General features: G+C 73.3%; 22 protein-coding genes. 13 read left to right on the forward strand and 9 right to left on the reverse strand.

The window, feature by feature from the left end; all coding sequences use genetic code 11:
• Positions 1-70: 70 nt before the first annotated feature.
• Positions 71-766: a GntR family transcriptional regulator gene (locus tag D0D28_RS03650; protein WP_233156982.1), complete on the forward strand. Its 696-nt coding sequence runs from the start codon at positions 71-73 to the stop codon at positions 764-766.
• 18 nt (positions 767-784) lie between these two features.
• On the opposite strand, the gene D0D28_RS03655 is transcribed toward D0D28_RS03650, so the two are convergent.
• Positions 785-1,321: a carboxymuconolactone decarboxylase family protein gene (locus D0D28_RS03655; protein ID WP_094002684.1), complete on the reverse strand. Its 537-nt coding sequence runs from the start codon at positions 1,319-1,321 to the stop codon at positions 785-787.
• 145 nt (positions 1,322-1,466) lie between these two features.
• Between D0D28_RS03655 and D0D28_RS03660 the strand changes: the two genes are divergently transcribed.
• The 5 genes from D0D28_RS03660 to D0D28_RS03680 all read left to right on the forward strand — a co-directional run bounded on the left by D0D28_RS03660 (position 1,467) and on the right by D0D28_RS03680 (position 7,071).
• The gene (locus D0D28_RS03660; protein WP_094002846.1) at positions 1,467-1,748 is read left to right on the forward strand and encodes a metal-sensitive transcriptional regulator; all 282 of its coding nucleotides are present in this window, start codon (positions 1,467-1,469) and stop codon (positions 1,746-1,748) included.
• Positions 1,749-1,767: 19 nt separating this feature from the next.
• Positions 1,768-1,974, forward strand: a complete 207-nt coding sequence (locus D0D28_RS03665) for a heavy-metal-associated domain-containing protein (RefSeq protein ID WP_094002683.1) — start codon at positions 1,768-1,770, stop codon at positions 1,972-1,974.
• A gap of 26 nt (positions 1,975-2,000) precedes the next feature.
• Complete coding sequence (locus D0D28_RS03670) at positions 2,001-2,951, forward strand: hypothetical protein (RefSeq protein WP_094002682.1); 951 nt, start codon at positions 2,001-2,003, stop codon at positions 2,949-2,951.
• 19 nt (positions 2,952-2,970) lie between these two features.
• Entirely contained in the window at positions 2,971-5,223 is a 2,253-nt protein-coding gene (locus D0D28_RS03675; RefSeq protein WP_094002681.1) for a heavy metal translocating P-type ATPase, read from the forward strand.
• 96 nt (positions 5,224-5,319) lie between these two features.
• Entirely contained in the window at positions 5,320-7,071 is a 1,752-nt protein-coding gene (locus D0D28_RS03680; RefSeq protein WP_094002845.1) for a VanW family protein, read from the forward strand.
• 80 nt (positions 7,072-7,151) lie between these two features.
• On the opposite strand, the gene D0D28_RS03685 is transcribed toward D0D28_RS03680, so the two are convergent.
• Together D0D28_RS03685 and D0D28_RS03690 are read right to left on the reverse strand one after the other, a co-directional pair.
• Positions 7,152-8,123 (reverse strand): NAD(P)H-quinone oxidoreductase, encoded by a 972-nt coding sequence (locus D0D28_RS03685; RefSeq protein WP_094002844.1) that lies wholly within the window; start codon positions 8,121-8,123, stop codon positions 7,152-7,154.
• 93 nt (positions 8,124-8,216) lie between these two features.
• A complete protein-coding gene (locus tag D0D28_RS03690) occupies positions 8,217-9,092 on the reverse strand; it encodes a LysR family transcriptional regulator (protein WP_116109719.1) in 876 nt (291 codons plus the stop codon).
• A 100-nt stretch (positions 9,093-9,192) separates the two neighbouring features.
• Here D0D28_RS03690 and dmpI point away from each other — a divergent pair, with 100 nt between their 5' ends.
• The gene (gene dmpI / locus D0D28_RS03695) at positions 9,193-9,393 is read left to right on the forward strand and encodes a 4-oxalocrotonate tautomerase DmpI (protein ID WP_275895886.1); all 201 of its coding nucleotides are present in this window, start codon (positions 9,193-9,195) and stop codon (positions 9,391-9,393) included.
• A gap of 84 nt (positions 9,394-9,477) precedes the next feature.
• Here dmpI and D0D28_RS03700 read toward each other — a convergent pair whose 3' ends face one another.
• Entirely contained in the window at positions 9,478-10,497 is a 1,020-nt protein-coding gene (locus tag D0D28_RS03700) for a putative sulfate exporter family transporter (protein ID WP_116109721.1), read from the reverse strand.
• A 70-nt stretch (positions 10,498-10,567) separates the two neighbouring features.
• Here D0D28_RS03700 and D0D28_RS03705 point away from each other — a divergent pair, with 70 nt between their 5' ends.
• Positions 10,568-11,494, forward strand: coding sequence for a LysR family transcriptional regulator (locus D0D28_RS03705; RefSeq protein WP_116109722.1), 927 nt, complete (start codon positions 10,568-10,570; stop codon positions 11,492-11,494).
• Between the two features lie 4 nt (positions 11,495-11,498).
• On the opposite strand, the gene D0D28_RS03710 is transcribed toward D0D28_RS03705, so the two are convergent.
• Positions 11,499-12,173: a phosphonatase-like hydrolase gene (locus D0D28_RS03710; RefSeq protein WP_094002677.1), complete on the reverse strand. Its 675-nt coding sequence runs from the start codon at positions 12,171-12,173 to the stop codon at positions 11,499-11,501.
• Positions 12,170-12,634 (reverse strand): phosphate acyltransferase, encoded by a 465-nt coding sequence (locus D0D28_RS03715; RefSeq protein ID WP_116109723.1) that lies wholly within the window; start codon positions 12,632-12,634, stop codon positions 12,170-12,172. The genes D0D28_RS03710 and D0D28_RS03715 overlap by 4 nt, the downstream gene beginning before the upstream one ends.
• A 192-nt stretch (positions 12,635-12,826) precedes the next feature.
• On the opposite strand from D0D28_RS03715, the gene ald reads away from it, so the two are divergent.
• The 5 genes from ald to D0D28_RS03740 all read left to right on the forward strand — a co-directional run bounded on the left by ald (position 12,827) and on the right by D0D28_RS03740 (position 18,939).
• Positions 12,827-13,942, forward strand: coding sequence for an alanine dehydrogenase (ald, locus tag D0D28_RS03720; protein WP_116109724.1), 1,116 nt, complete (start codon positions 12,827-12,829; stop codon positions 13,940-13,942).
• Positions 13,943-14,032: 90 nt separating this feature from the next.
• A complete protein-coding gene (locus tag D0D28_RS03725) occupies positions 14,033-15,502 on the forward strand; it encodes a PLP-dependent aminotransferase family protein (protein ID WP_205413181.1) in 1,470 nt (489 codons plus the stop codon).
• A gap of 106 nt (positions 15,503-15,608) precedes the next feature.
• Entirely contained in the window at positions 15,609-17,267 is a 1,659-nt protein-coding gene (locus D0D28_RS03730) for an amidohydrolase (protein WP_116109726.1), read from the forward strand.
• Positions 17,264-17,497 carry a DUF3311 domain-containing protein gene (locus D0D28_RS03735; protein WP_094002672.1) on the forward strand — a complete coding sequence of 78 codons (234 nt, stop codon included), beginning with the start codon at positions 17,264-17,266 and terminating at the stop codon, positions 17,495-17,497. Before D0D28_RS03730 ends, D0D28_RS03735 begins: the two co-directional genes overlap by 4 nt.
• Positions 17,497-18,939: a sodium:solute symporter family protein gene (locus tag D0D28_RS03740; RefSeq protein WP_116109727.1), complete on the forward strand. Its 1,443-nt coding sequence runs from the start codon at positions 17,497-17,499 to the stop codon at positions 18,937-18,939. Before D0D28_RS03735 ends, D0D28_RS03740 begins: the two co-directional genes overlap by 1 nt.
• A gap of 172 nt (positions 18,940-19,111) precedes the next feature.
• Here D0D28_RS03740 and D0D28_RS03745 read toward each other — a convergent pair whose 3' ends face one another.
• Genes D0D28_RS03745 through D0D28_RS03755 form a run of 3 tightly spaced genes read right to left on the reverse strand, consistent with a single transcriptional unit; the run spans position 19,112 to position 22,610 of the window.
• Positions 19,112-20,791, reverse strand: coding sequence for a cobaltochelatase CobT-related protein (locus D0D28_RS03745; RefSeq protein WP_116109728.1), 1,680 nt, complete (start codon positions 20,789-20,791; stop codon positions 19,112-19,114).
• Positions 20,788-21,753: an AAA family ATPase gene (locus D0D28_RS03750; protein WP_116109729.1), complete on the reverse strand. Its 966-nt coding sequence runs from the start codon at positions 21,751-21,753 to the stop codon at positions 20,788-20,790. The genes D0D28_RS03745 and D0D28_RS03750 overlap by 4 nt, the downstream gene beginning before the upstream one ends.
• A 14-nt stretch (positions 21,754-21,767) precedes the next feature.
• The gene (locus D0D28_RS03755) at positions 21,768-22,610 is read right to left on the reverse strand and encodes an IclR family transcriptional regulator (RefSeq protein ID WP_094002668.1); all 843 of its coding nucleotides are present in this window, start codon (positions 22,608-22,610) and stop codon (positions 21,768-21,770) included.
• Positions 22,611-22,680: the final 70 nt, after the last annotated feature.

The raw sequence follows: 22,680 nt of genomic DNA on the forward strand, positions 1-22,680 counted from the left end.
ACGCCTGGTTCGTATATGACTGGTAGGCTGCGCGGGAGCTGCGAACGGGTCAGCGAGCAAGGAGGACCGGGTGCCTGCGCACGTGGACGACAAACCGGACGGCACGGCGAGCAAGTCCCAGCGAGCGCGCGAGGTGATCAAGGACCGGATCGCGCGCGGGGTGTACGGGCCGGGGCACCGGCTCGTCCTCGGTTCGCTGGCCACCGAGCTGGGCATGAGCACGGTGCCGATCCGCGAGGCGATCCGCCTGCTGGAAGCCGAGGGACTCGTGCACTTCCAGCACAACGTGGGGGCGACCGTGGCCGCCATCGACCCGGTGGAGTACCAGCACGCGATGGAGGTGCTGGCGATCGTGGAAAGCGCGGCGACCGCCCTCGCCGCGCCGCTGCTCACCCCGGCCGACCTGGCGAAGGCGGCCGGCCTCAACGAGCAGATGCGGACCTGCTTGCGGGATCTGGATCCGGTGGAGTTCACCCGGCTCAACCACGAGTTCCACGAGGTCCTCTATGGACGGTGCCCCAACCCGCGGCTCCTCGACACGGTGCGCCGCACCTGGTCCGGGCTCGCCACGATCCGGGAGTCGACCTTCTCGTTCGTCCCCGGCCGCGCGGCGGCGTCCGTCGCCGAACACGACCAGCTGGTGACCCTGATCAGGTCCGGCGCGGGCGCGGAGTGGATCGAGCACCTCGCCCGCGCCCACCGCACGGCCACCCTGACCGCCTTCCTGGACTGGGAGAAGGAGCACGGGACGCAGCGGCGGTCGTAGGCGCCGGGCGCCCGGCGGTCACCGCGGCGGCGTGGCCGGTTCGATTCCGGCGACCAGGTTGAAGGCGCCGGTCAGCAGGTTGAGCGACACCAGCCCGACCACCTCGGCGATGACGCGCTCGCTCCAGCCGTGCGCCCGGAGTCCGGCCACGTCGTCGTCGGTGCGGGATGCCGGTTCGGCCAGCACCCGCACCGCGAACTCGACGAGCGCGGTCTCGCGGCGGTCCGTCGCGGTGCCCTGCCTGGCCAGCGCGATGTCGGTGTCACTCAGGCCCGCGGCCCGGCCGCCCTCGATGTGGGCTTCCAGGCAGGCGCCGCAGCCGATCCATTCCTGCACGGCGATCGCGAGCTTCTCGCACACCGCGCGGGGCAGCTTCGTGCGTTTCATCGCCCGCGACAGCTCCAGGTAGCCCTGCAGCAACGCCGGCGAGTGGGCCATCGTGCGGATCATCTCCCCCGCCGAGCCGTGCCGCTCCACGATTCCGCCGAGCAGCTCGCGGGACTTCTCCGGCGCGCCGCCCGGGTCCAGCGCGCGGAGCCGGCGCCCTGTTTCCATCACATGCCTCCTACCGGTGAGGGGTACTTGACGCAGCATACCCCCCTTGGGTATAAATTCCTCATCGGCGGCAACGGGGAACCCGACCCGGAGGATACCGGTAGGGGGTATAGTCGAAGTCGTCGGCCGGATAGAGGAGATGGACATGCGGGGATACACCAGCGACAAGGACGGCTACCTGACGCGGCTGCGCCGGATCGAGGGGCAGGTCCGCGGGTTGCAGCGGATGGTCGAGAACGACGAGTACTGCATCGACGTGCTGACCCAGATCGCGGCGGCGACCAAGGCGCTGCAGTCGGTGTCGCTGGGGCTGATGGACGAGCACCTCAAGCACTGCGTGGCCGAGGCGATCGCCGTGGGTGGCAACACCGCGGACGCGAAGGTGCGCGAGGCCAGTGAGGCCATCGCCCGGCTGGTCCGTTCCTGACCACGAGAGAGGAAGCGAAATGACTCAGCAGACCTACACCGTGACCGGCATGACGTGCGGGCACTGCGTGGCTTCGGTGACCGAGGAGGTCGGCGAGATCCCGGGCGTCACGGACGTCGCGGTGGATCTGCCCACCGGCAAGGTCACCGTCACCAGCGAAAACGCGCTCACCACCGACGTGGTGCGCGCCGCCGTCGAAGAAGCCGGATACCAGCTGACCGCGTAGCGGCCGGCCCAGAGGACAGGAATGTCATGAACACTGCAGGGAAGCTCTCCGCCTACGGTGCGGCGCTCGTCCTGGTCGCCGGTGGCGCCTGGGCGATCGGCACCGCTGTCGGTCCCGTCACCAGCGAAGCTGGCACGCGCGGCGGCGAGGACGCCGCGCACGGGGACAGCCACAGCGGCACTGTCGCGGAGACCACGCAACCCGCTCTGCCCGCGGGGCTGGCGTCGTCCAGGGGCGGTTACACCCTCACGCCCACCCACACGACGCTGACCACCGGGACCACCAACCAGTTCGCCTTCCGGATCACCGGGCCCGACGGCAACGCGGTCACCGCGTTCGACGTCGAGCACGACAAGCGCATGCACCTCATCGTGGTGCGCCGCGACACCGCCGGGTTCCAGCACCTGCACCCGGAGATGGCCGGTGACGGCACCTGGACCGTGCCGCTGAATGTCGCCGACGCCGGCAGCTACCGCGCCTTCGCCGACTTCAAGCCGACCGGCGGCCAGGCCACGACCCTGGGCGTCGACCTCGCCGCGGCCGGCGACTTCCAGCCGCGGACCTACGCGCCCTCGCGCGTCGCGGAGGTGGACGGCTACCAGGTGCGCCTCGACGGCGACCTCACCGCCGGACACACGTCGAAGCTGACGGTCACGGTCACCAAGGACGGCCGGGAGGTCACCGACCTGCAGCCCTACCTGGGCGCCTACGGGCACCTGGTGGCGCTGCGCGAAGGCGACCTGGCCTACCTCCACGTCCACCCCGACGGCTCACCCGGTGACGGGACCACCCGGCCCGGGCCGACCGTGACCTTCTACGCCGAGGTCCCCTCGGCCGGCACCTACCGGCTGTTCCTGGACTTCCAGCACGAGGGCAAGGTCCGCACCGCCGAGTTCACCGTGGCGACCGGGACCACGCCACCGGCCACCACGCAGCCGCCCGCGACCGCCGACGGCCACGGCCACAGCCACGGCTGATCGAGGAAGGGGTACCACGATGACTTCGGACCTGCAGAACTCCCCGAAGACCGCGGCGCGGGACATCGAACTGGCGATCGGCGGCATGACCTGCGCCTCGTGCGCGATGCGGATCGAGCGCAAGCTCAACAAGCTCGACGGTGTCACCGCGACCGTCAACTACGCCACCGAGAAGGCGAAGGTCACCTTCCCCGCCGACCTCGACCCGGACACACTGGTCGCCCAGGTCGAGGCGGCGGGCTACTCGGCCACCGTCCCCCGGCCCGAAACCGCGGAACCGGAGGCCGCCGAGGAGGACCCGGCCCGCTCGTTGCGGCAGCGGCTCATCGGGTCGCTGGTGCTGTCGGTGCCGGTGATCGTGCTGGCGATGGTCCCGGCGCTGCAGTTCACCTACTGGCAGTGGATCTCGCTCACGCTGGCCGCACCGGTGATCGTGTGGGCCGCCTGGCCGTTCCACAAGGCGGCGTGGACGAACCTGCGGCACGGCGCGGCCACGATGGACACGCTCGTGTCGATGGGCACGCTGGCCGCGTTCGCCTGGTCGCTCTACGCGCTGCTGTTCGGCAGCGCCGGGGTGCCCGGCATGACCCACCCGTTCGAGCTGACCATCGAGCGGATCAGCGGGGACGGCAACATCTACCTCGAGGTCGCGGCCGGGGTGACCACGTTCATCCTCGCCGGCCGCTACTTCGAGGCCCGCTCCAAGCGGCGGGCCGGGGCCGCGCTGCGCGCGCTGCTCGAACTCGGCGCCAAGGACGTCGCCGTGCTGCGGAACGGCCGCGAGGAACGCATCCCGGTCGAGCAGCTGGCCGTGGGTGACCGGTTCGTGGTCCGGCCCGGCGAGAAGATCGCCACCGACGGCGTGATCACCGAGGGCAGTTCCGCGGTCGACGCGAGCATGCTCACCGGCGAATCGGTCCCGGTCGAGGTCGGGCCCGGTGACGCCGTCACCGGAGCGACCGTGAACTCCGGCGGGCGGCTCGTCGTGCGGGCCACCCGGGTGGGCGCGGACACCCAGCTGGCGCAGATGGCGAAGCTGGTCGAACAGGCGCAGACCGGCAAGGCCGCGGTGCAGCGGCTGGCCGACCGGATCTCCGCGGTGTTCGTGCCCATCGTCATCGCGCTGGCGGCCGGGACCCTGGCGTTCTGGCTCGGCGCCGGCGGCACGGTGTCCGCGGCGTTCACCGCCGCGGTCGCGGTGCTGATCATCGCCTGCCCCTGCGCGCTGGGACTGGCCACCCCCACCGCGCTGCTGGTGGGCACCGGCCGGGGAGCCCAGCTGGGCATCCTGATCAAGGGCCCGGAAGTGCTGGAATCCACCCGCCGCGTCGACACGATCGTGCTCGACAAGACCGGCACCGTCACCACCGGCAAGATGGCCCTGACCGACGTGCACACCGACGGCGCCGACACCGACGAGGTGCTTCGCTTGGCCGGAGCGCTGGAGAGCGCTTCCGAGCACCCGATCGCCCAGGCCATCGCCACCGGCGCGCGGGAGCGGGTCGGTGACCTCCCGGCCGTCGAGGACTTCACCAACCTCGAAGGTCTCGGCGTGCAGGGCATCGTCGACGGCAAGGCCGTGCTCGTCGGCCGCACCGCGCTGCTGGCGGACTGGAGCCAGCACCTGTCCCCCGAACTCGCCGCGGCCAAGGCCACGGCCGAGCAGCAGGGCAAGACCGCGGTCGCCGTCGGCTGGGACGGCCGGGCCCGGGCCGTGCTGGTGGTCGCCGACACCGTCAAACCCACCTCCGCCGAAGCCATCGGGCAACTGCGCGGCCTCGGGCTCACCCCGGTCCTGCTCACCGGCGACAACGAAGCCGTCGCCAAGGCAGTCGCCGCCGAGGTCGGCATCGAGACGGTGATCGCCGAGGTCCTGCCCGCCGACAAGGTCGACGTGGTCCAGCGCCTGCAGGACGAAGACAAGGTGGTGGCGATGGTCGGCGACGGGGTCAACGACGCCGCCGCGCTCGCCCAGGCCGACCTCGGCCTGGCCATGGGCACCGGCACCGACGTCGCCATCGAAGCCAGCGACCTGACCCTGGTCCGTGGCGACCTCCGGGTGGCGGCCGACGCGATCCGCCTGTCCCGGCGCACCCTGCGCACCATCAAGGGCAACCTGTTCTGGGCCTTCGCCTACAACATCGCCGCCCTCCCCCTGGCCGCCGCCGGCCTGCTCAACCCGATGATCGCCGGCGCCGCCATGGCGTTCAGCTCGGTCTTCGTGGTGAGCAACAGCCTGCGGCTGCGCGGCTTCCGCAGCACCATCGGGTGATCCACCGGCCCGGGTGACCGCAGCGGCCGGCGCTCACGGCAGGTGAGCGCCGGCCGCTACGGGTTTGAACCGCCCATTTTGGTCAACTACGACCTGGTGGTTTCTTCGACACCTGAGCCCACCGAATACCTCCCGCGCGTCGGCGAGGTGGGGCCCGCCCGGCCGAAGCCGTGGTGGCGGCGGCCCGCGACGATCGCCGCGGCGGCGGTCCTGCTCGCGCTCGCCGTCCTGTACGTGCTCGACCTCGCGCTGAGTTCGGGCGACGTGCCGCGGGGGACGACGGTGGCGGGTGTGCCGATCGGCGGGCTGAGCGAGTCCGCCGCCGAGCAGAAGCTGCGCGAGGAGCTGACGCCCCGGCTCAGCCGGCCGGTCCAGGTGCTGGCCGGGGACCGGGAGATCCCGTTCGTTCCCGCCGACGCCGGTGTCCGCGTCGACTTCGCCGCGACCGTCGCCGGAGCCGGATCACAGCCGCTCAACCCGTGGACCCGGCTGGTGTCGCTGTTCCGGGACCGCGAAACCGCCGTCGTGGCCGAGGCGAACCCCGGCTCCCTGACCGCCACGCTCGACGAGGCGCGGGCGGCGGTCGACCGGCCGGCGGTGGAGGGCGGCATCCGGTTCGACGGCACGACCCCCGTCCCGGTCGATCCCCAGACCGGGCAGACCCTCGACCTCGCACGGGCCGAGGACGTGCTGCGCACCGGGTGGGCCACCTCGCCGCGCCTGACGCTGCCCGTGCTCCCGCTCGCGCCACAGACCACCCCGGAGGGTGTCCGGGCGGCACTCGACCTCCTCGCCCGCCCCGCGGTGGCCGGCCCGGCGACGGTGCGCGGCGACGGCCGCGACGCCACGGTCGAGCCCGCGCAGCTCGCCGCCGCGCTGACGTTCCAGCCCGGCGGCAACGGCACGCTCACCGCCGGGCTCGACCGCGCACGGCTCGGTGTCCTGACCGATCAGCTCGCCCCGACGGAGAAGCCGGGGCAGGACGCGCGGATGCGGTTCGACAACGACCGGCCGGCGGTCGTGCCGTCCGTCGACGGCCGGGCGATCGACTGGGACCAGACCCTGACCGGGCTCCTGCAGGCCATCGGGCCCGGCGGCAACCGGACCACCGAGGCGCGCTACGTGGCGGTGCCGGCCAGGATCACCACCGACCGGGCCGGGCAGCTCGGGATCAGGGAGGTGATCGGCGAGTTCACCACCGGCGGCTTCGCCCCCGATTCCGGCGTGAACATCCGGGTGGTCGCCGAGGAGGTGACCGGCGCGATCGTGCTGCCCGGGGAAACGTTCAGCCTCAACGGGTACACCGGCCCCCGCGAGGCCGCGCAGGGGTACGTGGAAGCGGGTGTGATCGAGGAGGGCGTGCCGGAGCGTGAGGTGGGTGGCGGTATCTCGCAGTTCGCCACCACGTTGTACAACGCCGCGTACTTCGCCGGCATGACCGACGTCGAGCACAAGGAGCACAGCTTCTACATCAGCCGCTACCCCGCCGCGCGCGACGCGACGGTCTTCCAGAACCCGGACGGCAGCAGCGTGATCGACCTGAAGTTCGGCAACGAATACCCCACCGGGGTGGCGATCCAGACGATCTGGACACCGAAGTCCATCACCGTGCGGTTGTGGGGCACCAGGCACGTCACCGTCGAATCCGTGACCGGCCCGCGCGGCGACTACGTCAGCCCGTACACGGTCACCAAACCGGCGGGCCCGGAGTGCAAACCGGCCCGGGGCAAGCCGGGCTTCCGGACCTCGGACACCCGGATCGTCCGCGACCTGAGCGGCCGGGAGATCAGCCGCACCACGCGGACCGTGCGCTACGACCCGGAACCGACGGTGCGCTGCGCGGGCTGACCGCGCGCACGGTGGGTCCCGGCGGCGAGGAAGAGAAACGCGCCACTGCGGATTCCCAGCCACGTGGCGCTCCCGCCGCGCTACGCGGTCAGCAGGACCTTGCCGACGGCGCTGCCCTCTTCCACGCCGCGGTGCGCGTCGGCGGCCTGGCGGAGCGGGATGGTCCGGCCGACGACCGGCCGGACGCACCCGCGCTCGACGAGCGGCCACAGGTTCTTCCGCACCTGCGCGACGATACGGCCCTTCTCGGCCACCGGCTGGGGCCGCAGCGCGAGGGAGGCGATGCCGGCGCGTTTGCGCATCAGCGTGCCGATGTTCAGTTCGCCGGTGAGGCCGCCCTGGAACCCGATGATCACCAGCCGGCCGCCGGTGACGAGCGCGTCCAGGTTGCGGTCCAGATAGGACGCTCCCATGTTGTCCAGGATCACGTGCGCGCCACCGGTTTCCCGCTGCAGCTCGGCGACGAAGTCCTGGTCGCGGTAGTTGACGAGGATGTCGGCGCCGAGCCGCCGGCACTGTTCGAGCCGCTCGGCCGATCCGGCGGTCACCGCGACGGTCGCGCCGAGCGCCTTGCCGACCTGAACGGCGTGCGTGCCGATGCCGCCGGCAGCACCGTGCACCAGCAGCACCTCCCCGCTGCGCAGGCCGGCGCTCATCACCGCGGTGGCCCACACCGTGCAGGCGGCCTCGGGCAGGGCCGCGGCGGCGACGATCCCCACACCGTCCGGGACGGGCAGCAGTTGCGGAGCGGGCACCACGACCTGCTCGGCGTATCCGCCGCCGGCGAGCAGCGCGCACACCTGGTCGCCGACCTGCCAGCCGTCGACGTCCTCGCCGACTTCGATGATCGTGCCCGAGCACTCCAGGCCGGGGATCTCACTCGCACCGGGCGGCGGCGGGTAACGGCCCTGGCGTTGCAGCACATCCGCCCGGTTCACCGCGGTGGCGGCGACGCGGACCAGCACCTCCCCGGGGCCTGGACGGGGGTCCGGCACCTCGGTCCAGTCCAGGACTTCGGGGCCGCCGGAGGCGCGGATGGTGATCGCGTGCACGGAGATCTCCTTGACGTGACGGGTTTTCTCGGGCTGGTTCCAGTCCACCCGGAAACCCCGCCCCCACCAAGGCCCGTTTCGCGCTCGCTGCGATCAGGAAGCGTGATCGCAGGCGCGCAGCAGCTCGTCGAGACACCAGGGCGGGTTGGTCTCGGACACGGCGAGCAGCGTCGTCATGGTGATCGGCGGCACCGTGGGCCGGAACGCCACCCGGGGCGCCACCAGCCGGCGCGCCTGCGACTCGTACACGACGGTCCACGTGCCGGTGCCGCTGCCGATGATGGCCAGGGTGTCCTGCAGGTTGCCCGACGGTGGGCCGAACACCGGGTCGAACCCCGCCGACCGGCAGGAGGAGACCATCAGATCGTGCAGCGGCGCGTTGCGGCTCCGGTCGGCCAGGCGCAGCGGCAGGTCCGCCAGGTCGGTGAGCTCGACCTCGTCCGCCTCGGCGAGCGGATGCCGGGCGGGCAACGCGACGACGAGCCGGTCCAGCCACAGCGGGATCAGCCGCAGTTCCGGGCTGTGGGTCACGCCCCGGACGAACGTGGCGTCCAGCGCGTGCCCGCGGACCTGGTCCAGCCTCGTCTGCGTGGACGCCGAGACCAGCTCCACGCTCAACCGCGGGATGAGGGCGGTCAGCTCGTCCAGCACCCGGTCCAGGTGCTCGCCCAGGCCGTTGCTGGTGCCCAGCCGCAGCACGGTGGACCGGGCGGCGACGTCGGCGGCCACGGCCCGCGCCCGGCTCTCGGCGGCGAGCACGGCCCGCGCTTCGGGCAGGAACACCTGGCCCGCGGTGGTGAGCCGGACCGTCCGCGGTGACCGGTCGAACAGCTCCACGCCCAGCTCCCGCTCCAGCTTGCGGATCTGCTGGCTCACCGCGGCCTGCACGATGTGCAGCCGCTCCGCGGCCCGCCCGAAGTGCAGTTCCTCCGCGACGGTCACGAAGTACCGCAGTTGACGAAGTTCCACGAGCCCATTATCCGCCGATCACGATCGCTGATCGCAGCGGCAGCGGACTGCTCCTTGGTCGCGCCGGGATTCTCCTGTGGACTGAACCGGACCGAAAAACATCCGGCAGGAGAACGACATGCCCATCGTGACCGTTCAGCAAGGCCCGCGCACCGTGGAGCTCAAGCGGGAGCTGGTCAAGCAGATCACCGACGCGTTCGTCCGCGCGTACGCGATCCCGGCCGACGCCGTGCAGGTGTGGATCCACGAGGTCCCCACCGACAGCTGGGGCAAGGCCGGGAAGCTGACCGCGGACAAGTGATCACCTCGTCGTGGCGCCCGCCCCCCTCGCGCGCGGGCGCCACGACGGACGCCCTCGACCGGCGGGCGCGGTGGTGGACGGTGATCAGGCGCCGCCGGTGAGGGTGAGCGTGCCGTAGGCCACCAGGGCGACCAGGACGGTCGACACCGCGCCCAGCGCCAGCCCGCGGCGGCCGGTGCGCAGCAGTGCCCCGATCCGCACGCCGCTGCCCAGCCCGAACAACGCGGCGGCGAACAGCAGGGTGGTCACCACGCTGGTGGCGGACAGCACCGGCGCGGGCACGACACCCGAGCTGCGCACGGCCATCGTCGCCAGGAAGCCGAGCACGAACAGCGGCACCAGCGGCGGCCGCTTGCCCGCCGTGGCGCCGTGGCGGCGCCGCCGCACGATGCTCACCCCGGCCACCATCGGCGCCAGCAGCACCACCCGGGTCAGCTTCACCACGACCGCGGTGGCGACCGCGGCCGCACCCGCCGGGGACGCCGCCGCGACTACCTGCGCGACCTCGTGCACGCTCAGCCCGGCCCATTCGCCGAACCGCTGCGGGCCCAGGCCGAGCGCCCGCCCGGCCAGCAGCAGCAGCGCGATCGCGGCGCTGCCGTACAGCGTCACCAGCGTGACCGCGGTGGCCACCTCCTCGCGGTCGGACTCGGTCACGCTGTCCATCGCCGCGATCGCCGAGGCGCCGCAGATCGAGAACCCGGTCCCCACCAGCAGCGCCATCCCGCGCGACACCCCCACCAGCCGCCCGGCCAGGATCGTGCCGAAGAAGCTGACGAGCACGGTGACCACGACGGCGAGCACCGTGCCGGCACCGAGCCGGAACACCTCGCCGAGGCCGAGCTGGAACCCGAGCAGCACCACCCCCAGCCGCAGGAACTTCTTCGTCGCCCAGCGCAGGCCGTCCTGCGCGGCCGGAGGCACGAAGCTCGCGACGAGCACCCCGAGCACGACCGCGACGGTCAGGGCGCTGATCGCGGGCACCAGCTCGTTCAGTCCGAACGCGACCGCCGTGCCGGCGGCGGCCACCAACAGGCCCGGCGCGAGCCGCCGGGCGGTCGTCGATCGCGGTGCTCGTCCCCGCGCGGATTCTGCTTTGGTCACCCTCGAATCGTCACCGCACCGGCCGCTCCCCGGTACCCGTCAAGCGATGCGGACGTCATACCCTTACTGCATGACCCGTCTGCCCGATGTCGAATCCCTGCGGCTGCTGGTCCTCGTGGGGCACCACGGCAGCCTGACCGCCGCCGCGCAGACCGCCGGGATCAGCCAGCCCTCGGCGAGCAAACGGATCAGCACGCTGGAACGGCTGCTCGGCATCCAGCTGCTGGACCGGTCCCGCCGCGGGTCGGCGCTCACCTCGTCCGGGCTGCTGGTGAGCGGGTGGGCGCAGCGTGTTCTCGACGAGCTGGACGTGATGATGGACGGCGCCGAGGCGCTGCGGCGCGAACGCGGCGCGCAGCTGTCGCTGGCGGCGAGCCTCACGGTGGCCGAGTACCTGCTGCCGGGCTGGATCGGCGAGCTGCGGCGCGCCGTGCCCGATCTGCACGTGGGCATGCAGGTGCTGAATTCCAGCCGGGTGCACGAACTGGCCCGCCACGGCGACATCGATCTGGGTTTCGTGGAATCCCCGGGCGGGCTGCCCGGGGTGCGGTCCCGGGTGGTGGCCCGCGACCGGCTCGTCCTGGTGGTGTCGCCGGATCACCCGTGGCGGCGGCGCCGCCGCCCGGTCGATCCGGCCGAGCTCGCGTCGACCGCGCTGATCAGCCGCGAAACCGGCTCGGGCACGCGGGAAACGGCGGAGCAGGCGTTGCGGGCCGCCGGGGCCGAACCGGTGGAACCGCTGCTCGAACTGGGTTCGGCGACGGCGGTGCGCAGCGCGGTGGCGGCCGGGGCGGGGCCGGCGCTGATCAGCGAGCTGATCGTGGCGCCGGACCTGGCGGGCGGGGCTCTGGTGGAGATCCCGACCGTGGGCATGGACCTCGGCCGGGCGCTGCGTGCGGTGTGGCGATCGGGCACCACGCCGGTCGGTGCGGCCGCCCGGCTGCTGGCGATCGCGTTGCGCCGGAACCGCCGGACGGTCCCGCCGCCGGGGAGGTGACCGGTCAGCGGTTCCCGAGCAGGGCGGGCAGCCGGGCCACGGAGTCCAGCACGTGCGTCGCGCCGTGGGCCGTCAGCGTGGCCGCGTCGTGGGCGCCGGTGAGCACCCCCGCGACCACCGAGGCGCCGGCGCGGCGGCCGCTCACCATGTCGTAGCCGGTGTCGCCCGCGACGGCCACCGCGCGCACGTCACTGACCCGCAGCCGCAGCGCCGCGGTGAGCACCAGGTCCGGGAACGGCCGGCCGCGGCCCGCGTCGTCCGGGCAGAGCGCCAGGTCCGCCAGGTCCGTCCACCCGAGACGGTCCAGCAGGGCGTCCCGCGTCCCGGCGGAGAACCCGGTGCTCAGGCACACCCGCCGGCCCTGCTCGCGCAACGCGCGGATCGCCTCCTCCGCCCCGGGGACCGGTTCGGCCACCGCGATCGCCTGCTCCGCGAACGTCTCCTCGAAGACGGCGTTCGCCTTGTCCGCGCGCTCGTCCGGGAACAGCGCCCGGAACACCACGATCTTCGACGTGCCCATGGTGTCGTGGATGTAGGACCGCGCGCGCCGCCACTGCTCGGACCCGGCGGGCACGTCCACCGCGGACAGCGCGGCCGCGAACGCCGCCTCCACGGCGCCGTCGTCGCGGACCGTGGTGCCGGCCATGTCCAGCACGATGAGCTCGACGCGGGGGTTCACCGGACCTCCTGGGTGTCGTGGGCGGTCACCGCGTGCACCGCGGCGATCAGGGCCATCGTCTCGATCTCGGCGGCACCGCAGCCGCGGGAGAGGTCGTGCAGCGGCGCCTTCACCGCGCCGACCGCGTCCACGACCGCCGCGTCGAACTGCAGCTCGCCGTCCACCTCGATCCCGGGCAGCCGGTCGCGGACGAGCTCGGTGGCGCGGCGCACCTTGTCCACCACCGCGCAGTCGGCGAAGGTGACCGCCCGGCCGTCGCGCAGCAGCATCAGGAACGCGCTGCTCAGGGTCCGCACCCCGGGCGTGACCGACGCCGCCGCACCGACCAGCACCGGCTCGATCCCGCCGCGGTCGCGCAGCCGGGCCGCCGCGTGCAGCGCCCCGTCGTCGGTGCCATCGGCCAGCGCGACCCGCAGGCCACGGCCCGCGACGCGTTCCCACCAGCTCCCGGCCATCCTCATCGTCGGACTCCTCGCGTGCGGCGGCAGTGCTCCCCGTGAGGATGACCAGCCGCGCCGGGCGCCGACAGAGCCAGAACCGCGGCCGATGAGGGGTCCAGTCTGGCACCGCCGACCGGCCCGGTTCTGGTACTTCTGCCCGGGCCAGTCCTCCCCCACGCTCGGATCGACGCACACGGCAGATGGGAGCGGACGATGAGGATCGGTGTGCCTCGCGAGGTGAAGAACCACGAGTACCGGGTGGCGGCGACGCCGGCCGGGGTGCACGAGTTCACCGCGGCCGGACACGAGGTGTTCGTGGAACGCGGCGCGGGCGAGGGCTCGTCCATCCGGGACGAGGACTACGCCGCGGCCGGGGCGAAGCTGCTCGACAGCGCCGACGACGTGTGGGGCACCGCCGAGATGGTGCTCAAGGTGAAGGAGCCGGTCGCCCAGGAGTACCACCGCCTGCGCGAGGACCAGCTGCTGTTCACCTACCTGCACCTCGCGGCGAGCCAGGAGTGCACCCGGGCCCTGCTCGACGCCGGCACCACCGCCGTGGCGTACGAGACGGTGCAGCTGCCCGGCGGGGCGCTGCCGCTGCTGTTCCCGATGAGCGAGGTCGCCGGCCGCCTCGCGCCGCTGGTCGGCGCGCAGACCCTGATGCGGGTCAACGGCGGCCGCGGCGTGCTGATCGGCGGCGTGTCCGGGGTGGCCCCGGCGCGCGTGGTGGTGCTGGGCGCGGGCGTGGCGGGCATGAACGCGGTCGCGGTGGCCGCCGGCGCGTGGGGCGACGTCGTGCTGTTCGACAAGAACGTGGACAAGCTGCGCGCCGCCGACCGGATGTACCAGGGGCGGATCCGCACCGCCGCGGCCAACGCCTACGCGATCGAGCAGGCGGTGCTGGAGGCCGACCTGGTGATCGGCGCGGTGCTGGTGCCCGGCGCGAAGGCGCCCAGCCTGGTGTCCAACGAGGTGGTGTCCCGGATGAAGCCGGGCAGCGTGCTGGTGGACATCTCGATCGACCAGGGCGGCTGCTTCGAGGACTCGCGGCCGACCACGCACGCCGAGCCGACCTTCCGGGTGCACGAGTCGGTGTTCTACTGCGTGGCCAACATGCCCGGCGCGGTGCCGCACACCTCCACGCACGCGCTGACGAACGTGACCCTGCCCTACGCCCTGGAGATCGCGAACAAGGGGCTGCGGGACGCGCTGCGGGACACGCCCGAGCTGCGCGGCGGGGTGAGCACCGTGTCCGGCGCGCTGACGTCGGAGCCGGTCTCCCGCGCGCACGGCCTGCCCGCGGTGGGCGTGGACGCGGCGCTGGCCTGAGGTGCCGATCCGCGCCGGCGCGGGGTGGGAAAACCGGCCACGGCGGGTTAGGTTTCTGCTCACCCCGCTCCGGTGCGGCCCCACCAGGAGATGCCCTTGCCACGCACGCTGATCGAGATCGACCGGTCCTCCGACGAACCGCTGTACCGCCAGGTGCGGCGGGCGATCGAGCACGGCATCGCCATCGGCACGTTCGACCCGGCGCGCCGGCTGCCCAGCTCCCGTGAGCTGGCCGTCGAGCTGGGCGTGTCGCGCAACACGATCAACCTCGCCTACCAGGAGCTGGTGGCCGAGGGGTACGTGGAAAGCCGCGAGCGCAGCGGCCTGTTCATCAACGGGGAGATGCGCCCGCACTGCGCGGTGCAGGAACGCGACACCGAGTCCCGCATCGACTGGCCGAGCCGGGTGCGCCGGTTCCCCGTGGCCGGGGTCGCCCACATCGAGAAGCGCACCGACTGGGCGAGCTACCCGTACCCGTTCCTGGCCGGGCAGGTCGACGTGTCGGCGTTCCCGGCGCGGTCGTGGACGCGGTGCCTGCGTGACGCGCTGTACCGGCCGCACGTGTTCCACAGCCTGCAGGACAGCGTGGGGTCCGACGATCCGATGCTGGTCGACATGGTGTGCCGCCACCTGCTGACCACCCGGGGCATCGAGGCGAGCCACGAGGAGGTGCTCATCACCGTCGGCTCGCAGCAGGGCCTGGACCTGCTCGGCCGGGTGCTGCTCGGCCCGGAGCAGGTGGTGGCGATCGAAAACCCCGGCTACCTGGACGCGCGGCACATCTTCCTGCGCACCGGCGCCCGCGTGGCAGGTCTGGACGTGGACGCGAGCGGTCTGCGGCCGCCGGCGTCGCTGGACGGGGTGGACCTGCTCTACCTCACCCCGAGCCACCAGCATCCGACGAACGCGACGCTGAGCATCGGACGGCGGCGCCGGCTGCTCGCGCAGGCGGCGGCGTCCGGCACGGTGGTCGTCGAGGACGACTACGACAGCGAGTTCCGGTACCAGGGCAGCCCCACCCCCGCGCTCAAGGCGCTCGACGGCACCGGCGACGCGGTGTACCTGGGCACGTTCTCCAAGTTCCTCTCCCCCGGGCTGCGCCTGGGTTACCTGGTGGGGCCGCGGGAGCTGGTGCGCGCGCTGCGCGAGGCCCGGCGCTACGTGCTGCGCCACCCGCCCGGGCACCTGCAGCGCGCGCTGGCGCTGCTCATCGAAAGCGGCGAGTACCACCGGTCGCTGCGCCGCTACCGGGCCAAGCTCCTGCGCAAGTGGACGGCCACCTGTGAAGCGGTCACCGAGCACCTGCCGTGGCCGCAACCGCCGTACCCGCCGGGCGGGGTGAGCCTGTGGATGACCGGGCCGCCCGAACTGGACTGCCGGGTGCTGGTGGAGCGCGCGGAGCGGATGGGCGTGCTGATCGAGCCCGGCGACATCTTCTTCCTCGGCGACGACCAGCCCCGCAACCACTTCCGCATCGGGTTCTCGGCCACGCCGATCTCGGCGATCGACCCGGGGATCCGGCTGCTCGGCCGCCTGTGCACCGCGCTGCTGGACGGGTGAGCCCGGCGCATCTGGCACCACCCGTCCGTCGCGTTCTGGACCTGTTCGCGGACCCAGTCCCCGGGGCACTGTCAGGGGCAGGAGACGTGGACAAGGAGGTCCAGCAGTGGGCGACACCACCCCGGGGACAGCGGCCGCCGATCTCGTCGTGCTCGGCGGCACGGTCCTGACCCTCGATCGCGGCGGCACGCGGGCGAGCGCGCTCGCCGCCTCCGGCGGCCGGATCACCGCGATCGGGGACGACCGCGCGATCGCGGGGCTGGCCGGTCCCGGCACGACCGTGGTGGACCTGGCCGGGCGCGCGGTGATCCCGGGTTTCGTGGAATCGCACAACCATCCCGCGTTCTTCGGCATGACGGTGGCCGCGCCGGTCGACGCCGGCAGCCCGCCGAACGACTCGATCGGCGACGTGGTGGAGCGGGTCCGGCAGGCGGTGCGCGAGTTCGGGCCGGGCGAGTGGATCCGCGGGTTCCGCTACGACGACACGCTGCTCGCCGACGACCGCCACCCCACCCGCGCCGACCTCGACCCGGTGTCCCCGCGCAACCCGGTCCTGCTCACGCACGTGACCGGCCACTTCTGCGTGGTCAACTCCGCGGCGCTGCGGGCGGTCGGCATCGACGCGCGGACCCCGGACCCGCCCGGCGGGGTGATCGCCCGGGACGAGCGCGGCGAGCCGACCGGGCTGCTGATCGAGACGGCGGCGTTCCTGGTCAACTCGGCGATGCCGGCGCAGGGGCCCGACCACCTGGCCGAGGCGCTGCTGCTGGCCGACGCCGAGTACCTGCGGCACGGGGTCACCTCGGTGCACGACACCGGCATCGGGCTGATCGGCGGCGCGGGTGAGCTCGCGGCCTACCGGCGGCTCACCCGCGCCGGGCGGTTGCGCACCCGCGTGCACGGCTACCTGTTCCACACGCTGGTACCCGGGCTGGACGAGGGCGAGCCGGAGCCGCCGCAGGCCGGCGAATTCCCGCTGACCGGGGTGAAGATCGTGGCGGACGGCTCGATCCAGGGCCGCACCGGCTGCCTGGCCGAGGGGTACGCGTGCGACCCCGGCGAGCACGGCATGATGCTGCTCGAACCGGGTGAGCTGGCGCGCCGCATCGCCGCGCTGGACGCGGCCGGCTGGCAGGTGGCGGTGCACGGCAACGGGGACGCCGCGATCGACGCCATCATCGACGGGTACGCGCGGCTCGGCGGCGCGCCGGGCACCGGGCGGCGGCACCGCATCGAGCACTGCCAGACGGTCCGCGAGGACCAGCTGGACCGGATGGCCGCGCACGACGTGACCGCGTCGTTCTTCATCAAGCACGTCTACTACTGGGGCGACCGGCACCGGGACGTGTTCCTCGGCCCGCGGCGGGCGCGCCGGATCAGCCCGCTGGCCTCGGCGCGGTCCCGGGGAATCCACTTCGGACTGCACTCGGACACGCCGGTGACCCCGGTCCCGCCACTGGAGGGCATCTGGTGCGCGGTCACCCGCCGCACCAGCGGCGGGGAGCTGCTCGGCCCGGAGCAGGCCGTCGACGTGGACGCGGCCCTGCGCGGCTACACCGTCGACGCGGCGTACCTGGCCGGCGAGGAGAACGACAAGGGCAGCCTGGAGGTCGGCAAGCTGGCCGATCTGGCGGTGCTGTCGGCGGATCCGACGGCGGTGGACCCGGACCGGATCCGCTCGCTGACCGTCGACGCCACCGTCGTCGGCGGCCGTCTGGCCTGGCAGCGCGCCGACGCGCCGGTGACCACGGAAGGTGCGCGATGATCCGCAGCTGGCCCAGTGTCCTCATCGGACTGGGCATTCCCGCGCTGGCGATCCTGGTCGTCACCCCGCTGCTGTCCGGCACGGCGGTGTCGGTGGCCGGGATCCCGCTGCTGTTCTTCTGGATGTTCTGCTGCTTCCCGCTGACCACGCTGTGCCTGTGGGTCAGCTGGCGGTTCTTCGACCGCCACCACTACCCCGCCGACCGGCGCACCGCACAGGAGGACCGCTGATGCTGATCGCGATCGTGGCCGTGGTGATGGCGGCGTCGGTCCTGCTGGCGTTGTGGGCGGGCCGCGCGAGCCGCGGCGGCGGGATCTCCGAGTTCCTGGTGGGCGGGCGGTCGTTCCCGGCGTGGCTGGTGTACTTCCTGGCCGTCGGCGAGGTGTACAGCATCGGCACGATGATCGGGTTCCCGAGCGGGATCTACGCCCACGGCGCCAGCTACGGGATCTGGTTCCTCGGCTACATCCTGCTCGCCTACTCGCTGGGGTACTTCCTGGCGCCGCTGGTGTGGCGGGCGGCGCACCGGCACGACGCGATGACGGTGCCCGACGTGTTCGGCCGGCACTACGGCAACCGGGCGCTCGAGCTGATCACGTGCGTGACGATGCTGATCGCGCTGGTGCCGTGGGGGCAGTACCAGTTCATCGGGCTGCAGGTGGTGCTGAGCAACCTCGGGCTGCGGCTGAGCCCGGTGCAGTGCGTGCTGCTGGCCGGGGTGATCGCGTTCGTCTACATCGCGGTGTCCGGCATCCGGTCGCCGGCGTTCGTGTCGATCCTCAAGGACGTGTTCATGCTGCTCGGGGTCGTGGCGGTGGGGCTGGCCGCGGTGCTGGCGGCAGGCGGCACCGCCGAGGTGACCGGGCCGGCGGTGCTGGCACGGGCGCAGACCACGATGGGCGGTCCGGCGCTGCTGTTCGCGATGACCACGATCCTGTTCCAGAGCGTGGTGTTCTACCTCGGGTTCGGCGGGGCGTACGTGTTCCCGGCGCGGTCGGAGCGGGCGGTGAAGAGCTCGACGGTGTGGATGCCGCTGTACATGCTGATCTACCCGTTCCTGGTGTTCGCCGCGTACTACGGCCTCCAGCACCACCCGGGGCTGGCGAACCCGAACACGGTGTTCATGGTGACGGCCAAGGGGTTGCTGCCGGAACCGGTGCTCGGGCTGGTGGCCGCGGGTGCCGCGTTGTCCGGGGTGCTGGTGCTGTCGGCGACGGCGCTGACGATCGGCGGCATGGTGAGCCGGAACCTGGTGCCGAACGTGCGGCCGGCGGCGCAGCGCCGCTGGACGGTCGGGGTGGTGGCGGCGTTCCTGGTGCTGGCCGCGGTGCTCACGCTGACCGCGTCGACGCTGATGCTGACGGTGCTGAACCTGACCTACAACTTGCTGGCGCAGGTGGTGCCGGGGTGGCTGGCGGTGCTGTTCGCGCGCCGGGTCCGCGCGGCGGCCATCGCGACGGGCATGGTGGTGGGCGTGGCGGCGGCGGTCACGCTGTACGTCACGGACGCGACGCTCGGCGGGATCAACCCGGGGCTGGTGTCGATGGGCCTGAACCTGGCGATCGTCTTCGGGTGGCGCCTGATAGCCCCCGGCCCCCGGCGAGCGCCGGTCGCGCGGGAAGGCGGCCCCGCGGTGACGCCACGCGCGGTGGCGACCCAGCCTGCGCCCTGAGCCCCGGCGGGGTGCCGATCGCACCAGCGGCAGGCACCTCCGCGGGCGGCGCCTGCTCGCCTCCGGCTGCGATCAGCGCCGGTGGCGCGCAAGAACGACCCAGCGGTGACGCCACGCGCGGTGGCGGCCCAGCCCGCGCGCCGAGGCCGCCGGGGGTTGCCGCCCGGAAGCGTCAACGCGTCAGGAGTCCCAGGATTTCCCGGAACGGGCGGTATCCCGTGCACTCCGCCGGGTCCAGTGCGACGCTGCGCCGGTAGTACCGGCTCAGGTCGAGGCCCACGCCCACCCCGTACACCTCCACCTCACCAGCGCGCTCCAAGTCGCCCGCCACCTGGGTCAGGTGCTGGTCCAGGTAGTGCCGGTCGTTCGCCAGGGCGGTCGCGCCGTCCATCGGGCTGCCGTCGGACAGCACGAAGACCACGCGCCGCCGGGCGTCGCAGCCCCGGGCGCGCTCCGCGGCCCACGCCAAGGCCTCGCCGTCGATGCCTTCGCGGTACAGGTCCGCCTTCAGCAGCGCGGCGATGTCCCGCCGGGCGCGGCGCCACGGCGTCGCCGCGTCCTTGAACACCAGGTGGCGGCGCTCGTTGAGCCGGCCGGGCCGGGCGGGGCGGCCGGCGCGCAGCCAGTCCCGCCGGGCGCGGCGGCCGTGCCACGCCGCGGTGGTGAAGCCGAGCACCTCGCTCGACGCGCCGGCCAGGTCCAGCGCCCGGGCGAACACGTCGGCCAGCACGGCCACGGTTTCGCTGTGCGCCTTCATCGACCCCGAGCAGTCCACGAGGAAGGTGACCAGCACGTCGGCGACCGGTTCGGTGCGCTCCACCCGGAACAGGCGACGCTCGGTGGGCGAGGCGACCAGCCGCGCCAGCGCCCGCCCGTCGACGTACCCCTCCTCCTGGGCGCCGTCCCAGCCGTCGCGGGCCGGGGCGGCGAGCACCGCCGTCAGGTCGCGCGCGAGCCGGGCGGCGTTGACGCCCTGCCGGGCCACGCGGTGGTCCAGCCGGTCCCGCTGCTCCCGCAGCAACTCCGGCCGCACCAGCGCCGCGGCCCGCTGCTCGCGGTCGTAGGCGGTGGTGAACACCCGGTACGGCCCCGCTTCCCCGGCCCGGGCCGCGCCACCCGCCGGCGCCGGAAGCCCACCGTCCTCATCGGACTCGCCGTCGAAGTCCAGCAGCAGCGCGTACGGCGAGTCGTCCTCGTCGCGGTCCCGTTCCTCGCCCGGCGCGGGTTCGAGCCACCCCGCCACGGCGGCCGCCAGCGCGCGGGCGTGGCGGGCGAACGCCGCCTGGTCCGCCCGGTGCCGGCGCAGCCCGGCCAGGTGCGTGCCGATCACCGGGGCGAGCGCGGCGCGCGCCGGTTCGATCAGCTGCCGGGTCTCGGCCACCACCGGCTCGCCGGTGATCCGGGACCGGCACACCTGCGCGAGCGTGTACACGAGCAGGCCCCGCTCGGTCGCCGTCAGGCCGGCCCGGTGCGCGGCGCGGGACCACCGTTCGTGCCGGCGCCGCAGGTTGGTCACCACCCCGGGCAGGGCGGCCGGGACCAGGGATTCCACCCGGAACTGTTCGAGCAGGTCGAACAGCAGCCGCTCGGCCTCGGCCGCGGGCCGCAGCCGGGCGTGCACGCGGCGGTCCGTGACGGCCAGGTGCAGCGCCAGCCCGTCGGCGGCGCCGCGGAAGGACACCACGTCCTCCTCGCCGGGCCGCAGGTGCGGGGCCGGGGCCGGCACGGGGCGGGTGCCGCGGTGCAGCCGCCCGCCGCGGAAGTGCGCGTCCGGTTCGCCGCTGATCGCGCGGATCGCGGCCGCGGACAGCTCCTCGACCCGTCGCCGCCGCCGGGTCCCGGCCCCGGTCACGCCGTGGCCGCGAGCGGGGAGGAGTCGAGCTCGCGGTCGAAGCAGCGCTGGAAGTACTCGGTGACCACCGGGCGTTCGGCCTCGTCGCACTTGTTCAGGAACGTCAGCCGGAACGCCAGCGCCGGATCGCCGAAGATCTCGCAGTTCTCCGCCCAGGTGATGACCGTGCGCGGCGACATCAGCGCGGACAGGTCACCGGCCCGGAACCCCTCGCGGGTCAGCCCGGCCACCGCGACCATCGCCGCGACCAGCCGCCGGCCGCGCTCACCGGCCAGGCCGGGCACGCGCGTGTGCACGATCGCGGCCTCCTCCGCGGGCGGCAGGTAGTCCAGCGCGGCCACGATGTTCCACCGGTCGATCTGGGCGTGGTTGAGCCGCTGCACGCCGTGGTAGAGCCCGTTGAGGTTGCCCAGGCCGACGGTGTTGGCCGTGGCGAACAACCGGAACCCGGGGTGCGGCCGCAGCACGGTGTTGGCGTCGGTGAGGGTGAACCGGCCCTCGCGTTCGAGCAGGCGCTGGATGACGAACATGACGTCGGGGCGGCCCGCGTCGTACTCGTCGAGGATCAGCGCGATCGGCCGGCGCAGTGACCACGGCAGCACGCCCTCGCGGAACTCGGTGACCTGCTTGCCCTCCCGCAGCACCACGGCGTCCCGGCCCACCAGGTCGAGCCTGCTGACGTGGCCGTCCAGGTTCACCCGCAGGCACGGCCAGTTCAGCCGTGCCGCGACCTGTTCGATGTGGGTGGACTTGCCGGTGCCGTGCAGGCCCTGCACGAGCACGCGCCGGTTGTGCGCGAACCCGGCGAGCAGGGCGAGGGTCACGTCCGGGTTGAACCGGTAGGCCGGGTCCGGCTCGGGCACGTGCTCGCCGGGTTCGGCGAAGCCGGGCACCACCAGGTCGGTGTCGAGTCCGAACACCTCCCGCACCGCGATGCGGGCGTCCGGGCCGTTGCTGGTCATCCGGGGGACCTCCGTCAGGACGGGATGGCGTCGGCGGCGCCGGCCGAACCCTCGGCCTCGACCTCGCGGATCGCCTCGGCGGCGCGCTGCAGGGCGGGCAGCGCCTGCAGCGCCTTGTCCGCGGTGAGCCGCATGACCGGGGCCTGCACCGCGACCGCCAGGTTGGAGCGGCCGGTGCGGCTGGGCACCAGCACGGCCACGCACACCAGCCCGGGCAGGAACTCCTCGTCGTCGAGGGCGAACCCGTCGCGGCGGATGCGGGCGAACTCCTCCTCCAGCGTGCCGAGGTCGGTGATGGTCTTGGGCGTGTACCGCTTGAGCGGGGCGTGCGCGAGCAGCTTGCGGCGCTGGCCGGGGCTCATCTGGGCGAGGATGATCTTCCCGCTGGCCGAGCAGTGGATCGGCACCCGCGACCCGGGCCGCAGGTAGAACCGCAGCGGCTCGGGGGTCTCGACGCGGTCGAGGTAGACGATCTCGCTGCCGGACAGGGCGGTGATGTTGCAGCTCTCCCCCAGCTCGTCGACCAGGTGCTTGAGCACCGCGTGCCGGGCGCCGTGGTGGGTGGCGTTGAGCAGCAGGTTCTCCGCGAGCCGGCGCAGCCGGACGCCGGTGCCGTAGTGCCGCCCGTCGGCCTGGCGGACCAGCAGCCCGGCGCCCTCCAGCTGCTGCAGCATGCGGTGCAGGGTCGGTTTGGGCATCCCGGTCTCCTCGACCAGGCCCTGCAGCGTGACCAGCTGGTCCTTCGCGGCGATCAGCTCGAGCAGCGAGAACAGCCGCATCGTGGGGGTGTCCCCGTTCACGCCGGCGGCGTCCGCTTCGCGCACGAGCTCGACGGCCCGGTCCTTCGACTGCACCATGTTCCGAAAACTAGCACATCTCGTCTCGTTTTTCACCGAACCCTGTTGACCCTCTCCCGCGCGAGCCTTA

Origin of the sequence: Amycolatopsis ruanii (genome assembly GCF_003385175.1) — a bacterium.
GTDB classification, from domain to species: domain Bacteria; phylum Actinomycetota; class Actinomycetes; order Mycobacteriales; family Pseudonocardiaceae; genus Amycolatopsis_E; species Amycolatopsis_E thermalba.

Bases quoted from the DNA above. Each gene is read 5' to 3' on its own strand.
- D0D28_RS03665 (WP_094002683.1), top strand. From the start codon at position 1,768: ATGACTCAGCAGACCTACACCGTGACCGGCATGACGTGCGGGCACTGC.
- D0D28_RS03735 (WP_094002672.1), top strand. From the start codon at position 17,264: ATGATCCGCAGCTGGCCCAGTGTCCTCATCGGACTGGGCATTCCCGCG.
- D0D28_RS03705 (WP_116109722.1), top strand. From the start codon at position 10,568: ATGACCCGTCTGCCCGATGTCGAATCCCTGCGGCTGCTGGTCCTCGTG.
- ald (WP_116109724.1), top strand. From the start codon at position 12,827: ATGAGGATCGGTGTGCCTCGCGAGGTGAAGAACCACGAGTACCGGGTG.
- D0D28_RS03715 (WP_116109723.1), bottom strand. From the start codon at position 12,634: ATGAGGATGGCCGGGAGCTGGTGGGAACGCGTCGCGGGCCGTGGCCTG.
- D0D28_RS03670 (WP_094002682.1), top strand. From the start codon at position 2,001: ATGAACACTGCAGGGAAGCTCTCCGCCTACGGTGCGGCGCTCGTCCTG.
- D0D28_RS03675 (WP_094002681.1), top strand. From the start codon at position 2,971: ATGACTTCGGACCTGCAGAACTCCCCGAAGACCGCGGCGCGGGACATC.
- D0D28_RS03750 (WP_116109729.1), bottom strand. From the start codon at position 21,753: ATGACCAGCAACGGCCCGGACGCCCGCATCGCGGTGCGGGAGGTGTTC.
- D0D28_RS03725 (WP_205413181.1), top strand. From the start codon at position 14,033: ATGCCCTTGCCACGCACGCTGATCGAGATCGACCGGTCCTCCGACGAA.
- D0D28_RS03740 (WP_116109727.1), top strand. From the start codon at position 17,497: ATGCTGATCGCGATCGTGGCCGTGGTGATGGCGGCGTCGGTCCTGCTG.
- D0D28_RS03660 (WP_094002846.1), top strand. From the start codon at position 1,467: ATGCGGGGATACACCAGCGACAAGGACGGCTACCTGACGCGGCTGCGC.
- D0D28_RS03755 (WP_094002668.1), bottom strand. From the start codon at position 22,610: ATGGTGCAGTCGAAGGACCGGGCCGTCGAGCTCGTGCGCGAAGCGGAC.
- D0D28_RS03655 (WP_094002684.1), bottom strand. From the start codon at position 1,321: ATGGAAACAGGGCGCCGGCTCCGCGCGCTGGACCCGGGCGGCGCGCCG.